The organism is Paenibacillus sp. 05T425 (genome assembly GCF_056396205.1).
In genome coordinates this window covers 18816-33807 of record NZ_JBFTLA010000028.1, presented here as the reverse complement: position 1 = coordinate 33807, position 14992 = coordinate 18816, and the positions used below count along the sequence as shown (strand labels likewise).

The 14992-nt window shown below is 42.1% G+C and carries 18 protein-coding genes and 1 pseudogene; 10 read left to right on the top strand and 9 right to left on the bottom strand.

Features of this window, described 5'->3' with window-relative positions:
- Positions 1 to 375: 375 nt before the first annotated feature.
- The 6 genes from AC1DF0_RS31355 (at position 376) to AC1DF0_RS31330 (ending at position 5538) form a co-directional block, all read left to right on the top strand.
- Positions 376 to 1140, top strand: coding sequence for an IS110 family transposase (locus tag AC1DF0_RS31355; RefSeq protein WP_442053431.1), 765 nt, complete (start codon positions 376 to 378; stop codon positions 1138 to 1140).
- A 402-nt stretch (positions 1141 to 1542) separates the two neighbouring features.
- Entirely contained in the window at positions 1543 to 2196 is a 654-nt protein-coding gene (locus AC1DF0_RS31350; RefSeq protein ID WP_477577432.1) for a hypothetical protein, read from the top strand.
- A gap of 1004 nt (positions 2197 to 3200) precedes the next feature.
- Positions 3201 to 3416, top strand: a complete 216-nt coding sequence (locus tag AC1DF0_RS31345) for a hypothetical protein (RefSeq protein WP_442053539.1) — start codon at positions 3201 to 3203, stop codon at positions 3414 to 3416.
- A 63-nt stretch (positions 3417 to 3479) separates the two neighbouring features.
- A complete protein-coding gene (locus AC1DF0_RS31340) occupies positions 3480 to 3764 on the top strand; it encodes a hypothetical protein (protein ID WP_442053540.1) in 285 nt (94 codons plus the stop codon).
- Positions 3765 to 3952: 188 nt separating this feature from the next.
- Positions 3953 to 4144: a DUF3953 domain-containing protein gene (locus tag AC1DF0_RS31335; RefSeq protein ID WP_477577429.1), complete on the top strand. Its 192-nt coding sequence runs from the start codon at positions 3953 to 3955 to the stop codon at positions 4142 to 4144.
- 75 nt (positions 4145 to 4219) lie between these two features.
- Positions 4220 to 5538 (top strand): IS3 family transposase gene (locus tag AC1DF0_RS31330; RefSeq protein ID WP_442053521.1). Its coding sequence is split into 2 segments (ribosomal slippage): positions 4220 to 4955 and positions 4955 to 5538, totalling 1320 coding nucleotides; the frame shifts between segments, so codons are not numbered across the junction.
- 639 nt (positions 5539 to 6177) lie between these two features.
- Here the strand turns inward: AC1DF0_RS31330 and AC1DF0_RS31325 are convergent.
- A pseudogene (locus tag AC1DF0_RS31325) lies at positions 6178 to 7387 on the bottom strand (IS110 family RNA-guided transposase).
- Between the two features lie 79 nt (positions 7388 to 7466).
- Between AC1DF0_RS31325 and AC1DF0_RS31320 the strand changes: the two are divergent.
- Entirely contained in the window at positions 7467 to 7757 is a 291-nt protein-coding gene (locus tag AC1DF0_RS31320) for a DsbA family protein (RefSeq protein ID WP_477577436.1), read from the top strand.
- Positions 7750 to 8175 (top strand): disulfide oxidoreductase, encoded by a 426-nt coding sequence (locus AC1DF0_RS31315; RefSeq protein WP_442053525.1) that lies wholly within the window; start codon positions 7750 to 7752, stop codon positions 8173 to 8175. The genes AC1DF0_RS31320 and AC1DF0_RS31315 overlap by 8 nt, the downstream gene beginning before the upstream one ends.
- Positions 8176 to 8272: 97 nt before the next feature.
- On the opposite strand, the gene AC1DF0_RS31310 is transcribed toward AC1DF0_RS31315, so the two are convergent.
- The 3 genes from AC1DF0_RS31310 to AC1DF0_RS31300 are packed head-to-tail and all read right to left on the bottom strand — an operon-like array spanning position 8273 to position 10599.
- Positions 8273 to 9079, bottom strand: coding sequence for a metal ABC transporter substrate-binding protein (locus AC1DF0_RS31310; RefSeq protein ID WP_442053526.1), 807 nt, complete (start codon positions 9077 to 9079; stop codon positions 8273 to 8275).
- Between the two features lie 24 nt (positions 9080 to 9103).
- A complete protein-coding gene (locus AC1DF0_RS31305; RefSeq protein WP_442053527.1) occupies positions 9104 to 9907 on the bottom strand; it encodes a metal ABC transporter permease in 804 nt (267 codons plus the stop codon).
- A complete protein-coding gene (locus tag AC1DF0_RS31300; RefSeq protein ID WP_477577426.1) occupies positions 9904 to 10599 on the bottom strand; it encodes a metal ABC transporter ATP-binding protein in 696 nt (231 codons plus the stop codon). Before AC1DF0_RS31300 ends, AC1DF0_RS31305 begins: the two co-directional genes overlap by 4 nt.
- Positions 10600 to 10809: 210 nt before the next feature.
- On the opposite strand from AC1DF0_RS31300, the gene AC1DF0_RS31295 reads away from it, so the two are divergent.
- Together AC1DF0_RS31295 and AC1DF0_RS31290 are read left to right on the top strand one after the other, a co-directional pair.
- Complete coding sequence (locus AC1DF0_RS31295; RefSeq protein WP_477577424.1) at positions 10810 to 11652, top strand: sensor histidine kinase; 843 nt, start codon at positions 10810 to 10812, stop codon at positions 11650 to 11652.
- Positions 11649 to 12299 (top strand): response regulator, encoded by a 651-nt coding sequence (locus AC1DF0_RS31290; RefSeq protein WP_442053318.1) that lies wholly within the window; start codon positions 11649 to 11651, stop codon positions 12297 to 12299. The genes AC1DF0_RS31295 and AC1DF0_RS31290 overlap by 4 nt, the downstream gene beginning before the upstream one ends.
- 50 nt (positions 12300 to 12349) lie before the next feature.
- On the opposite strand, the gene AC1DF0_RS31285 is transcribed toward AC1DF0_RS31290, so the two are convergent.
- The 5 genes from AC1DF0_RS31285 to AC1DF0_RS31265 all read right to left on the bottom strand — a co-directional run bounded on the left by AC1DF0_RS31285 (position 12350) and on the right by AC1DF0_RS31265 (position 14857).
- Complete coding sequence (locus AC1DF0_RS31285) at positions 12350 to 12712, bottom strand: c-type cytochrome (RefSeq protein WP_442053307.1); 363 nt, start codon at positions 12710 to 12712, stop codon at positions 12350 to 12352.
- Positions 12713 to 12780: 68 nt separating this feature from the next.
- The gene (locus AC1DF0_RS31280) at positions 12781 to 12933 is read right to left on the bottom strand and encodes a winged helix-turn-helix domain-containing protein (RefSeq protein ID WP_477577434.1); all 153 of its coding nucleotides are present in this window, start codon (positions 12931 to 12933) and stop codon (positions 12781 to 12783) included.
- Between the two features lie 223 nt (positions 12934 to 13156).
- A complete protein-coding gene (locus tag AC1DF0_RS31275; protein ID WP_442053309.1) occupies positions 13157 to 13897 on the bottom strand; it encodes a response regulator transcription factor in 741 nt (246 codons plus the stop codon).
- A 190-nt stretch (positions 13898 to 14087) separates the two neighbouring features.
- Entirely contained in the window at positions 14088 to 14708 is a 621-nt protein-coding gene (locus tag AC1DF0_RS31270) for an SCO family protein (protein WP_477577421.1), read from the bottom strand.
- Positions 14705 to 14857, bottom strand: coding sequence for a hypothetical protein (locus tag AC1DF0_RS31265; protein ID WP_442053311.1), 153 nt, complete (start codon positions 14855 to 14857; stop codon positions 14705 to 14707). The genes AC1DF0_RS31270 and AC1DF0_RS31265 overlap by 4 nt, the downstream gene beginning before the upstream one ends.
- Positions 14858 to 14992 lie beyond the last annotated feature (135 nt).

Here is a 14992-nt window from a genome sequence, read left to right as displayed (position 1 = left end):
TCACTTCGTGATCCCCGTCCTGCTTCATACTCCTTCAGAATGGCTAATTTCTCTTCCCCGCAGTACTCATTTATTTGAGACATGAAAAAACTCCCCTTGATAAACAGGTTTTTATTATTTCACCTGTCTACCTAAAGGGGAGCATATCAATTCTGGTTGGCCTTCTTTAATGGTCGTTCTATGATGGCGGTAGCCGGGAAGACGTAGGGCTTTTAGGGGCTCAGACCCCGTCCTACCCCTAATGACCATGTTTGAGCTGGTTGAGGCTTTTTAGACCTCGTATCACAAGCGAAGCTATGGGTTTGGAACCATCGTGGGATTGCCAGCTAAACTTGCAGCAGGAGGAGTTGACAGGAAGCAGAAATCGGACTGGATGTGACTAAAGGAGCGAGTGTATTTCAGGCGTTTGTGAAGCGTAATGAGGTGTACGGGAAACCCAAACTGATTAGTCATACCGAAGACGGGTTTGAGAGACTTGGCGATGTGATTCGCGAACTAGAGGAACTAACAGGGAAACGACCTGTTGTTGTTCTGGAGGCAACCGGGCACTACCATCGTATGATTGTCTCCTTCTTGGAACGTATAGACATCACACATTTCATAATTAATCCACTCCTATCTAAACGCTCGAAGAGTGCACAACTACGTAAAGTAAAAACGGATGCAGCGGACGCCTGGCATTTGGTTGAAATGTATTACCGAGGTGACGTTCAGCCGCATCGCAAATGGGCGGACAGAATAATGGAAATCCAGCATCTAACGAGGCAACATGAATTTATGACGTCGCAATTCGTGCAGTCGAAGTTGAATGCGAGGGCACTGCTGGATCAGGTATGTCCGGCATATGAAGACATCTTCCGAGATATGTTTTCCAAGACAGCGTTACAAGTGCTCCGTCATTTGCTGCATGGGATCAGCATCACCGAAGAAGTGATTCGGGAAACAGCGGGCTCCTCACACGGGAAAGTATGGATTCGAGCGAAAGTGGAACGGATTCAAGGTATGCCGTCGCTAAGTAGGTCAAGCGCCTCTCAAAAGACAGCATTATTATGTATGATTGAAGTTCTGCTTGCTCAGCAGGAACAACTGAGTCACTTGGAACAGAAAATTCAGGAGGAAGCGCTGGAGATCCCCGATTAAGAAAGCTTGTCCGTGGCTTTCTTCTTTAGATATGTCTACATAACAGGGTTCATTTTATCTCTCCTTGAAGAAAATTTACCGGCAGCCCCTATGAACCTCCTTGTCGCTCCACAGCATCGCATGTGATACGGGATCTATGTCCCAACCAGCCTCAATCATGGTCATGACAAGTAGGGGTGAACATTATAGCGCTCGGGATCACACGGGCAGGTACGTTCGACCCGGCTACTCTAATCCTCGAAGCTAATGCAAAAAGGATCAACCAGAAAGAAATGGTTGATCTCATAATACGAAAGGGCAAGTTAACTCAATCAAGAATGAAGGAAAGAAGGGGAAAATAACGAATATACAATAAAAGGAAATGAGAAACGGATTTGTTAAAAGCACAAAGGAGGAGACGGAATGACCATTATAAGTATTGAGGGCGCAAGTGCTGTAGGAAAAACAAGTACCTCTTCTGAATTGGCTACCAGTCACGGGGCTTTTCACATTCCAGAAATCAATACTTGGTGGAAAGAACGACCGAACCCTGAATATAGAGAATGGTGGTTTGAACGTCAGGCGGACCGATGGAGAATAGCCTTGGAAAACAGGAATAACCATTCATTTGTTGTAATCGATATAGATTTATTTCAACCTCTCTGGTATAACTGGGCGTATGATTTTACTTTATTTGATAATCAGTCGTTAGAGTTTGTAGCCGATTACTATCGAAAACTGATACTAGACCAAAAAATCGGGTTCCCCGATCGTTATTATGTACACGGTTGTAATGAGGAAGAACTAATTAAACGGAAAAAAGCAGACTCCTCGAGGAGACGAGGGGGTTTTGAGATGAATTTACAGTTCATCCTACCACAAAAACATTATTTCGAAGCGCTTAACAAAGAAGTTCCTGGTCTAGTCTGTTTTATTGATTCCGTGAGCATTGATAAAAATGTTGAGGAAATTATAACGTCAATTCCAAGTACCCCAAATACACATACTTACTCAATTGAATTGTTTGATTTTGTAGTCGATTGGCTTTCTCGAAATAAAGCAGCTCAGTTCAGATGATGGAACTAACGGAGAAGTACGACAAGTTCTGCTATAAGCGCCAGCTGGCGTGAAGTGCAGAAGAGTAAAACTTAATCTCAACTTTACAACCGAGGATGGGAATGACGGAACCATGTATCCTGAAACCATCCCGCCAATACTCCTGCATGCGTCATGCCTGACAGGGCATGGGGTGTGAAGTACAGGTGGAGTCGGCAGAACAGAGGCTGAAGCCACCTCACGGAAAGGTATGCCAATGGATATGCTGCGCGGCTGAAAAACTGGATATGGTGAGAATGTTCACTTTCTTGAACTGACGAACTTCCGAATGTACTGGTCTAAAGTTAGAACGTATGGAAACATACGGGCCATCAAGCGATGGTGTGAGTGGCGTTGAGTAAGAATTTATCATATGAAATACGCTATGCTGAACAATGGCAGCTTCCAACTCACAGGCTTAGAGGAAGCACCTACGTCCTGAATGGATAGCTAGGTCGTAAGGGACTTGGAAAACAAGGAACGTTGCTTCAAGGGCTGTCACCCGAAACGGTTGCTATAAGGCTTTGCCGAAATGCATTTATCCTTGAGAGGGCAGGGGCACGACTGATGAACCTTCTGTAATGGGAGTGGAGGAACAGCCCCAAGTCTAATGGAACGAACGATCATTTTCCAACGTGAATTGCACCGATCGGGTAGGAACGTGGGAACATCACCTCTACTAGGGAGGGATGCCACAGTGCAGGCTCTACGATACTGGGATTACTACGGCATGACGGATACATTCACAACGTTGTACGATAGAGCTGCGAATAAGGAAACCTTCTCGAAACTGTACGATGTCATCACATCCAGAGAAAACATCCTCCTCGCCTATCGAACGATGAAATCGAATAAAGGATCGCGGACATCTGGAACCGATGGCAAAACCATTGCGGATATCCAAAAGCTGTCCGAAGACGAACTAGTCCTTGATATCCAAAACAAGCTAAAGAACTACCGCCCCAACAAAGTCAGACGGAAGCACATTGAAAAAGATAACGGCAAATGGAGACGATGGAACGCCGGATGCCGGGAAACTGGCACGTCCGGTGTGGCGCAGGGGAAAAGCCGGAGATTACTTCAAACGCTTACCTATTGCAACCTATAGCTCAACAGGACGTTACGGCAGCCGGCTTCACAATTGGCTGCCGTTGTTCTTTGAAGTAACGGGCAGGAAAGTTGCGGATAAAATGGAAACTTAAAACTTATTTGTGGTAAAATTGAGAAGGATGTTTTCATGAATCGGAAATATAGGGGGATTCATAGTGTCAAAAAAATCAATAAGGACAGTTCTGTTCTTGGCAATCATCATATGTGTAGCTGCACTATTTTATTACAATAATGTATTTGCTCGTAGTGTTGCAGTTGCCACCGTTACAGAAAAAGGAAATGGTTTTATCATCATTGAGAAAGCGGATGGAACAATAGAAAAAATTAAAACAACAAAATTACTAATACCATTAATCGAAGTGGGTGATCGTTATTTTATTAGTTATCATAGTAATAAACTTCGATCTCCTTTTATAAAAAGCATTGAACCTTCAGAATGAGATTGCTAGCATAATATTTAACTATGTTCAACTATCGGAGAACTATAGCTTAACAATCCTTTAAACGAGGCTGCCGACATAAATCGGCAGCCTCGTTTAGCTAACTGGCAGGATTGTTTAGAACTCTTAAATGGAATTTATGGTAAAATCATCTGTAATGCGATGCTGCCCCATGGGAGAGAATATGGGTGATAAAGAAAAGTAGAATTATTTTTGCGATAATCGTTATCGGAATTTCAAGTTATAGCCTTCTGAATAAGAAATTTGAATGGATGCCGTATTTAATGTTATTTCTAGCATTATTTTTGATGGTGGCAGGATTAGAAGAGTTGCAAAAGAAAGAAAAGAGATTTTTAGGTTATATAAACTGGTACCCATAGACTGGACACTTTGAAAAAAGGTGTTCAGGCTGTGGGTACCTTTTTGTATACTGGAGAAAGCAATGGAGGGATTTCATGAGCAAGAAGCTTTTTAGTGATAAAGATCTATCGAGGAACAGATACGTGACCAGAATTAGCCATAAAGCGATAACCTATTCGGATGAATTTAAGCAGTTATTCATAGATCAGTACATCATGGGTAGAACCCCAAGAGAAATCTTTGAGGCTAACGGATTTGATGTAAACGTAATTGGGATGAAACGTGTGGAGCAGTGCGCTGACCGTTGGAAGAAAGCCTATGACCATGCTGGCATTATTGGATTGGTCGACTCCCGCAAAGAAAGCTCTGGACGTCCTCTAAATCGAGAACTAACGCAGGATGAGGTCATTGCCAAACAGGAAGCGAGAATAAGGCTCCTCGAATCCCAGGTAGAACTGCTAAAAAAGCTAGACTTGAAAGAAAGGATGCTGGTAACCAAAGGGGCAAACTTAAGCAAGAATAAATTATTCGAGTTGATCAAGGAAGTAGTAGATCAGGGTCTAGGGCGTATGGCTCGCTATCTTTGCGAATTGCTAAACGTTTCCCGCTCAGGGTACTACAGATACCTACAGGCTGCAGACACTCGCTTAGAGCGTGCACGTATGGATGCTGAGGCGGGCGAATGGATTAAGAAGGCGTTTAATCGGAAGGGGTACAAAAAGGGCTCTCGCTCCATCAAAATGATCCTTAAGAATGAATTTGGCATCACTTACAACTTGAAGAGAATCCGCAGGCTTATGAAGAAATTGAACCTTGTATGCCCGCATCGAAAACCAAACCCTACAAGCGTATGGCCAAAGCTACGCTTGAACATCGAACCCTCCCTAACAAGCTACAGAGGGATTTCAAGAAGGGCATTCCGGGGCTTGTTCTACTTACTGACATCACCTATCTTCCGTACGGCCGCTCAGATATGGGCTATTTGTCGACCGTTCTAGATGCTTCGACAGGCGAGGTTTTGTCCCACAACCTTTCGCGCCGAATTGAACTGTCTATTGCGACAGAAACGATTGAGAAGCTGGTCAAACAAAAGCGTTTGAAATTGCATAAAGAAGCTTTCATCCACTCGGATCAAGGAAGTCATTATACAAGCCCTAAATATCAGGGTTTGTTAAAGCAGAAGGGTTTGGGTCAGTCCATGTCTAGGCGTGGGAACTGCTGGGATAACGCTCCTCAGGAATCGTTTTTCGGTCACATGAAAGATCATGTCAAAAGCCGTAGGTATTCATCTTTCCGTGAACTTCAGCTTGAAATTGATCGCTATATTAACTATTACAACAACCACAGGTATCAATGGGGATTAAAAAAGATGACTCCTGTTCAATACAGGAATCATCTCTTATCGGCTGCCTAACAGCCCTCTTTTTCAAAGTGTCCTTGACAGGGGGTCCAGATCAGCAAAGACAATAGAAAATATTCTTAATTGACGTATCAGAAGTCGTCGACAGATCCCGCTTCCGCAACAACAGATCCAAATTCTAAGCCGATAGCAAAACCTATGCCTTTCCAATAATAACGCTGACAGCAAAGCCTAATTCAACCACCAGTCCTAAGCCAACTGATGTCATTGTCGAGGATGTCGCAGTCAAAGGCTTGATCGTGCTGGTTATGGTTTCGGGTGTGAATGATGTTAGATAAACTTATGCCCCAGTACGTGATGATATCTTAAGGAAGGATGGTCCGCATGACAAATAAAATGAATGATGAAGAGTATCTAAAGTTTTCTTAGTGCTTAGGTTAAGATAAATCCCCTGTTTAAGCACTACATGCTACCCGCGTACGTTCTTTAATTGTTAATTGGAAATGGAATATAATGAGGAGGACGTAGCTCAAGCGAAGGCGCGGGAGCGTTCTTTTAATTGAACTATACAAGCTAATAGCTTGTCAACATTACCAGCAAAACAGCTCGAGAACTTGTGTTATATTGATTAATGAGCATGCCAAAGAACCCTCCAATTCGTTTGTATTGGAAGGTTATACCATCAATGTTTTGCTATGCTGGACGGAATGATTTCTTACTTTTTAGTATGGCGTACAACCAATGAACTAACTTATTCGCACAGGCCACTAAAGCCACTTTGTGAGGTTTTCCTTCAGCTCTTTTGCGTTCGTAAAACTCTTTAATCCGAGTGTTGCGAGAGCGGATTAGGCCACACTGTACCGCCATAACTAGTGCGTATCTAAGCTGTCTGGAACCACGTTTAGTGATTCGATTACGTGTTGCTGTAAACTTGCCTGAAGCAAAAACGCTGGGGTCTATTCCTGCAAAGGCAACCAGTTTCTTTGGATGATCAAACCTGTCGACTTCTCCAATTTCCGCTAAAATTGTTGCAGCAATTTTAGGGCCAATACCGGGAATCGACTGGATTAAATCATACTCTTCAATCTCAGTAGCTAGGGCATCTATTGTCTGTTCCAACTCAGAAAGATGCTCCTGGTACTGAAGAATAAGGCTGATCAAGATCTTAAGATTAATCAAGTGGCTCGCATACATCGTTTGCTCAAATGGGTTTTGTTTTGCGGCATCGAGCAACCGTTGAACTCGTTCGTTAATCCACCTCTCTGATCGCCCCCGTTTTGAAGTTAGAAGAGTGTTGATTGTAATTTTTAATTTCTCTTCACTGACTTCCAGAACTGAGGATGAAGTCGGAAACTCCTGTAAGAAGCGAAGGGACACGTTAGAATACATAGCCCCGAAAACACCTTTGTACGCTGGGAAAACCTGATCTAGGACGGCTTGGAATTGAAGCTTCGTCTGTACGCACATCTTGGAGAAGGACTCGTGTTGTCGCGTCAGATAACGCATATTAAGCAGTTGCACTCCTCTTTTTTTGAATGGTTCGAATTCCTCCCTATAGTAAAGCTCGCCCAGAAGATAAGCATCAGCAGCATCCGTTTTCACTTTACGAAGATTGGTTTTTCGAAGCCGGTTAGAAATAAGCGGATTGATAACGATAAATAGATAGTGATGCTCCTCTAGAAATTGAACAACAGGGCTTTGATAGTGACCGGTTGCTTCCAGAATCAATGTAGGCCGATGACCTGATTCATGTTCGATGTCATGAATAACTTGAAGCAAAATCTCGAGACCATCCCGTGTATGTTCGAAATGGAATATCCCTCGGTATGGCTTTCCTCGATTTAAAAAAAGCTTGTCCGTGGCTTTCTTCTTTAGATATGTCTAGCCCTATAACAGGGTTCATTTTATCTCTCCTTGAAGTAAATTTACCGGTAGCCCCTATGAACCTCCTTATCGCTCCACAGCATCGCATGTGATACGGGATCTATGCACAACCGACATCGGATCATGATTCAGCGTGGATAACCGTAGAAGAGATTAGGAAGATAGCGCAATCCATTCCGACGGAAATTGATATCGATAAGCTAATCAATGATGTAACGAATCGATCGACTTCTTCTCAAGTCGATATCGATACGGGAATAGTTGCGAAGTATAAAATCAATGAAACTCCGACATTGCTTATTAATGGTATTAAGGTTAGTAATCCATTTGATATGAACGAGATCAAAAATCTGATCGACAAGGAAATTGGCGGTGTTCAGAATGAGTAAGAGGCTAGCTATCTTTCAACCTTATTTGCTCTACTTCGCATGGATGGTTTCTCTTATTGCAACGCTAGGCAGTTTATACTTTAGCGAAGTTAAAGGATATATTCCTTGTGAACTATGTTGGTATCAGAGGATATTCATGTATCCCTTAAGCATACTCTTGGGAATTGCTGCTTATAAGGGGGATAGGACCATTAAGAAGTATGTTCTACCTCTAAGCATTATTGGGGGAATTATTTCGATTTATCATTATTCGATTCAAAAGATACCTGGTTTCCATGAGATTAAACCTTGTACGAATGGTGTTCCATGCAATGTCGATTATATTGATTGGCTAGGATTTATTACGATACCGTTTCTTGCAGGTACTGCTTTTATTCTAATTATCGCTTTCTTATTATTCGTTGGGGATAAAGAGTAAACTGTACATCAAAACTGAAGGACAAGAAGACAATCTAGAAAGACTAGGAATAGTAAACACAAAACCCGCAGTTAGCGCGGGTTTTGTGTTTACTAAATTATGAGTTCAATCCTAGTTTCTTTGCATTTTCTTGAATAAGTTCAACTAATGTTTGTTTCTCTGTTTCGGGATAGTTTCGAAGTTCAAGCACTTTAATGTCTGCCAAATTTCCGATTTCTGCTCCTTGCGGAAAATTGAAGTTATCAATGATTAACGCCGGCTTCAATGCTGCCAACTCCGCGGCTTGAGTGGGGGTTACCTCTGCCGGTCCAAATACGCCGACTACTTCATATCCCATCGATTCTGCTACAGGCGCCATGTAAGCTTGGGCAACTACTCGTTTATCAGCAGCATCCAACTTTGAGATCTCATCTCCAATTTCAGTGAAGGTACTCTCTATTTCCTCCAGAGCTCTGTTTGCAGTGGCAGTCGTACCCATCTTCTCAGCTAATGAGCTGATTTGTTCATTTAATACGTTCGGAGTGTTCTCAGTTTGAATGACGAATCGGTCTGCCTTCGGTATTTCAGCGGATTCCAATATTTGTTTCATGAACGGCTCGTATTCCGAATAAATGACCATATCCGCATTATTTACTTTCTCGATATCACCCGGTTTAAAGTCATATTCGTTAGGATGTTTCATTTCAACTGGCGCTAGAATCATAATATTGTCCAGCCCAGCAGTTCTGGCAATCAAAGCAGTCCAGCTTGTAGAGGCTACGATATTATGGTTGCCCCCTGAATCGTGATTATGACCGGTATCTTCACTAGGAACACTCGAGGAACACCCAGTAAAAAAGATTGCGCTTGTTATAAGTGCAACCATGGGAGACGTTAGCTTCATTTTCCAAATCGTTCGCTTCATTTGTAATAAAACCTCCATTAGCATTTATTTTCTTGTGACCAGATAAATCGCACTTAACAGAAGAACGCCAAACATTGTGATCGTTGCCCCTGTTGGTAAATTCAAAAGCAATGAAAGAAGAAATCCTCCGACTGCCGAAATCATTCCGAATAAAACAGATAAATACAGCATTTGCTTATACGTTCTTGCTAATCGAGAGGCGGCCATTGCGGGAAGAAGCAACAAAGCATCAATTAATAATGCGCCAACCAACTTCATGGCAATTCCGATAGCGATTCCTGTAACAAACATTAGACAATTGCGAATAAAAGTTACCGGTATTCCAAGCCATTGGGCTTGTTCGGCATCGTGAAAGATCAATTGAATTTCCCGATAACAGAAATAGAATAGACAAACCACAATAAGACTAATGATTGTCAACATCCACATATCAAATATTGTTAGAGTAAGAATGCTCCCAGTAAACAAACCGAAAACTTCCATAGCAGGAACGTCGGCAGCGTGGAAAAGCATTAATGCAGCTGCAAGCGAACCGGTCATCATAAATGCACCTAATATAGCTGGTTCTAGCTTGATTTTAGAAGACAAAGGACCCAATAGCACGGAGCCAACCATAATGGCAATCAATGCGCCTAACGTCGGCTTTGTCCCAATTAGCAAGCCTAGTGCCCCGCCTAACAGTGCAAGGTGCATGAGGGCAAATCGGATGACTGTTAGTTGAAATTGAATGACGACTATACCAATGAGCGATAAAGAACCCCCAGCGATAAAACAACCAATCAATGCTCGCTGAATTAAGGGGATTTGCAAATAGTAGAGCAGTTTCACGATCGACCCCCGACTTCTGATAATCTTCCTTTGTTCATTACGTATAAGCTATCGACCCCATAATCGGTTTCATCCATTTGATGCGTAATCATTAACGTGAGTAAATGGGGGGAGCGTTGTCTGCAGCTTGCAATCAGTGAAAATAAAAGCTCTTTAGTACTCATATCCAGATGGGTGGTCGGTTCATCCAACAACAATATATCAGGCTCTCTAATAAGAGCTCGCGCGATATGAATGCGTTGACGCTGCCCTCCTGAAAGTTGCCTGCAATCTTGGTTGGCCAAATCAGACATTCCGATATAGGCTAACCATTCATTAGCCTTTACTCTATCCTTTAATGTTGGACGCTTACAATACGAGAAGGTTACTCCCCAGTTCCCAAGCATTAAGGCTTCCAGTACAGAGATGGGCAACTTTCCCGCTTGACCTCCCTGAGGCACGAATCCGATTTTTTTCTGTGCTTGCCGAAAATCGTTTTTACTTGCAATGGTTCGATTGCCGATCATGATGTTTCCTTGCCGTAACGGAATCTGCCCTAATATGGTTCGAAATAACGTTGTTTTGCCTGCACCGTTAGCACCGGTAATGGCCACAAACTCACCTTGATTTGCTTTAAAGCTTAATTGATTCAGTGTTGGCGACTTACTGTAACCAGCGCTTATATCTCGCAGCTCGAGTGCAGGATCTGCCATCCTTTTGTTCACCTCGTTTCATTTCCATTATGAACAATGCTATATGCCGATAAAATAACTCGTTGTAGCTATCTAAACGAATCATTGTTACAAACCATTGAAATGTTGTGCAGCTAGCTCTATTGAGTCATGTGTGACGGCTCAAAAATAGAGACAATAGAAAAGTAAGCTAACGGAATGAGTCTGATGCTGTATAAGGAGGTCCATGTAATGTATAAACAAATAAAATGGTTGATTTTAATCATCCCTACGTTGACGATTTGGATTTGGGAGTATGTTCGACATGAATATTTATTGCCGTATATTTCGATGGACGCAGGGAATTGGCTGTCGCCTTTAATCGTTTTCTTGGTTACTTTGCTCTTGATTACGCGGCTGTTTGCCATATTAGAAAATATCCAAGAAGAGCTGCATCAAACTAGGCTGCTACAGACGGCTTTACAGGAACGCGAGAACTTGGCAAGAGACTTACATGATGGGATTGCTCAATCCTTGTTCTTGGTATCTGTAAAGCTCGATCAGGTGAAGCAAAGCGATGAACTAAACGAACAATTTCTGTCTGTAAAGAAGACGGTTCATGAAGTGAATGAGTATGTGCGCCAGTCCATCGCCAATTTGAAATATCCGCCAGAGGTCATAACCGTACCTTGGAAAGATACGATAAAGGATATTATTAGAGATGTTGATTTGGATTCAACCGTGAAAATCGATTATAAATGGCCTATTAAAGATGTTGATCTGTCCATTAAGGAGAAGATTGGCTTATATGAATTTCTGAGAGAAGGGCTGCACAACATTCGGAAGCATGCTTTTGAGGCAAATCACATTCGCATTCGATTAGAATCTGTTGAATCCGGCTGGAGATGCTTTATTTCAGATAACGGACAAGGTTTTAGCGGCAATCCTTTATTAAAGGAAGGCAGTTATGGTTTGAAGTTTTTAAAACAACGAACATTGGAGCTCGGTTGGGAAATGGATTTGCGAAGAGATTCCGGCCGTACCACGCTTGAGGTTAGGCATAGAAAGCAGGTGGATCCGAAATGGCAAATATGACAACTCAATCTGTACGAGTACTGATCGTAGACGATCATCCTCATGCACGAGAAGGAATGAAAGCAATTCTTAGCCAGGATAGCTTGTTTGAGGTTGTAGGAGAAGCGCAAAACGGCGAAGAGGCTATTGATTGGACAGAGCAAGTCATGCCAGACATGATTTTAATGGACATCAATATGCAAAGGATGGGTGGGCTCGATGCAACGAAGGAAATAAAGGCGAAGTTCCCTTATGTAAAGATTGTAATGGTCACCGTATCTGATAATATAAGCCATCTGTTCGAAGCGCTAAAAAAAGGGGCTCAAGGTTACTTGCTTAAAAACTTAAAGCCCGACTCTTGGTTGGAATATTTAAGAGCTATTGCCTTTGATGAAGCTCCCATGTCTCAAGAGCTTGCTCACCGTTTGTTAAACGAATTCGCACATGGCGAGAGGCCGATGGAGGAAGAATCTCCTCTAACCCCTAGGGAACGAGAGATATTATCCTGTGTATCGAAAGGATTGATGAACAGGGATATCGCTACACAATTAATCATATCGGAACATACCGTCAAAAATCATTTGAAAAATATATTACAAAAGCTGCATTTGGAAAATCGCGTTCAGCTAGCTCGATATGCTTATGAACGCGGTCTTAATCACATGTAAACGAGAACAGCGAGATCTTTTTCATGAAAAAGATCTCGCTGTTCTTCTTTTCACTTAAAGGTACCAAGCCAATTGGCAAGATTCACAATCTCATCATCCGTAAGCCGATCCTTGTAACCCGGCATGCCACCTCCGCCATTTACGATTTGTTTATATATTTTTTCTCTGCCCAATGTCGTTCCCACCTGATTAAGTGCAGGTCCCATCCTACCTTGGTATTCGTCACCGTGACAACCCATACAGTTGCTTTTATAGATCGATTCCGCATTTGCAATATCAACTGGAATATCCGGAATAGTAATGTTATGGTCTACATCGGAAACTTTTTCTTTTGGCGGAAGATTGAATAGGAGCAGAAAAACCCCAAGCAACGCTGAAAATCCAACCATAATCGCCATGATCCATTTTTTCATTATAAATCCTCCTTGTTATATTTATTGATATTCCGAATAGGGAGCCAGTAAGCAATAACCTGAACCCCTTATGGTCTTATAAGAGCAAAGGAGTGAGCCTTCTTTGTCTGAATCTTATTACGAATCCGCTTAATATAAGCATCTACGGTACGTTCGTAATGGATGGTACGATCGCTCCAGACTTGTTCAAGCAGCTCCTTACGACTAAGAAATTGATTCATGTGGCGATGCATATAGCTAAACAAACTAAACTCCCTGCGAGTAAGCTGTATGATATGGATGCCAAACTGAAGCTGCCGCACGGCTGAGTTGATAATAATGGGATTCTTCTCATCCGTGTACGAGCTTTTAGTGGACATGGAAAAATAAGACTGAGGGGATTTTCGTCTCATTATCGCACGCATTCTACAAATAAACCCTTTCACCAGAAAGTCATAGCTGCAGTCAAACAAGTGCCAGATCCAGCTCACTATTGTCATCTCTAAACAAGTAACCAACACCCCAAACCGTTTTGATCATATTTCCCACTTCGGGGGATACATGTACAAGTTTCTCACGAAGCCTTTTGATATGCGTATCTATCGTACGGTAATCATTCGCTTTTGTTTGTCTCCATACGGCCTCGAGGAGCTGTGATCTTGAATGAACGACACCTTCGTGCAGCACCATATAGTAGAGCAGATCAAATTCTTTGAGAGCCAAGTATACCTCGCATCCTTCAACTAGAATACGATGCGCAGTTGGATCTATGAGCAGTCTCTTTAAATGCAACGGAATGTTAGCATTACGATTCTTTAGTAGTTCGTCTTGTTTGGATGAGCGCTTAATAATTGCTTTAGATCGACAAAGAAGCTCTTCGTAAAACAAAGGCTTTTCCATGCAGTCATCAGCACCGGCTTCGAAAGCGGCCAGACGTTGAGACTCTGAGCCGAGGTCTGTGAATAACAATATTGGTGTTTTCACTTTTTTTCGTAATGTGATGCAAAGCTGAATATTCGTGTAACTTGACGTTAAGCGGTCAATCACGATCAGCTTGTAATGGTTGTGGTGGGTTTTAAGTAAAGTTTGTCGTACGTCTGGCGTTATGTCGGTTAAATAGCCTTCATTTTGATATAACGATTTTAATTGTTTTTGCGTTTGTTTTTCTGAACTGACAATCAGAATCACGCTTTTGTCTGGCCTCATCGATTCTAACCTCCTTAACCGTTTATAAGACTCATTATCACCTCTAACAATAAGATGCAAAATGACTCAAAGTGGCTAAATGTATTGTTAATTGTAACGATCCCATGAACATACACTTCACGGATTACTGAAATCACAAAAGGGCCTCCCTAAAGTCGAGATGACTCATTGGGAAGCCCTAATTAAAGATTCATTTCTTTTCATTTTCCTTTAGAAGAGTGTGAATATCCTTCAAAATTACTGAGTTATCCATGTCGTCGCCCATACGGAAGACTTTTCTAATTTGCTGATCAGCATCAACAAGCATGAGAGAGGTGACCGTATGAACAAATTGATTGTCATCGAACTTCTGAATCGCGACACCGAATTCCTTGGCTTTCTCGATCGTATAGGTTTCGTCTCCTCGCAGCAGTTTCCAACCCGATTGATCGATTCCCATTCGATCAGCGTAGGTACTTAGAACTTCTGGCGTGTCTCTATTCGGATCAAATGTAATGGCAGCGAATTGCACCTTGTTTCCGAAAAGATTTTGCTTCATTAGTTCGTCCTGAAGCAGCACCATATTGTACGTCGTGACCGGACATATATCAGGGCAGCTTGTGAATATAAACTCGATTAGCATAACCTTTCCACGTTGCTCCTTCATCACAAACTGGGAACCATCAATATTTTGCAAAGTGAAATCAGGTGCAGCTCTCACAATCGGCAGTTTACTATCGTTGTTTAGAAAGGAATAACACAAGTATGCCGCTAAGGCTAGGATTAGAATAATTACAGCGATTAAATACGGACTTATTTTATTGCGACTCATGAAAGTGATTCCTCTTGTCCTTTCCGTTTAACAGCTTCTGCAATTTTCTCTTGAAGTTCGTTATCTTCTTGTACTAGCTTTACTCCGTGTATCATAACGTAGGCGCCTCCGCCTAAAAACAAGCCGCCTAAAATAAACCAAAACAACATCTCATTTTCTCCTCTCACTATCCATATAGGTATTTCTTTCATTATAAAAGGTAATCGTAATGAACATTAATGGCTCGTTCGAGTTATTTTTTGCAGTAAGTATGTTAAATGGTGCAGTATAGCTCTTTTGAGTCA